Origin of the sequence: Limnobacter olei (assembly GCF_029087225.1) — a bacterium.
Classification (GTDB): Bacteria; Pseudomonadota; Gammaproteobacteria; order Burkholderiales; family Burkholderiaceae_B; genus Limnobacter; species Limnobacter olei.
Map to the genome: position 1 here is coordinate 1 of NZ_JARFJD010000062.1, position 562 is coordinate 562.

At 46.4% G+C, this 562-nt stretch carries 1 protein-coding gene; it reads left to right on the forward strand.

All coding sequences use genetic code 11. The annotated features are described in order from the left end of the window. Nucleotides 1-266 precede the first annotated feature (266 nt). The coding region (locus PY990_RS16305) for a flagellin N-terminal helical domain-containing protein (protein WP_461786816.1) at nucleotides 267-562 on the forward strand (296 nt) is incomplete at its 3' end.

Sequence of the window (562 nt, forward strand, 5' to 3'; positions counted from 1 at the left end):
ACGTACTGAGCCTGTTGCAGTGATGAAATAAAAAAACAGCTCAGCTCTGTAATTAGAAGATTATCCTTCCTTTGGGATGGATAATCTTTTTTCATTTTCATCTCCATTAAAAACAATATAAATTATTTAACCAATTCGCTTAAGTTTGATCCGAAACCTCCGTTAAACGAATTGTCAGTAAAAGAAACTGAACAAGGGTTACTCAACCCAAAGCGACATAACCCTTCACAAAGGTGCTGTCAATTTAAACCGCTAGGAGGTCCTAAATGTTAGGCATTAATACAAACTCACCTTCGCTGGGCGCACAGAATAATCTGAGCCGATCTGCCAGCTCCCTTGAAACTTCAATCGCTCGCCTGTCTTCTGGCTTGCGTGTTAACAGCGCCAAAGACGACGCCGCAGGCCTGGCCATTGCAGAACGCATGACCGCCCAAATTCGCGGTTTTGACGTGGCCGCCCGCAACGCCAACGACGGCGTTTCACTGTTGCAAGTGGCTGACGGTGCACTGGGCAAAATCGGTGACAACCTGCAGCGTATGCGTGAATTGGGTGTTCAGGCCAA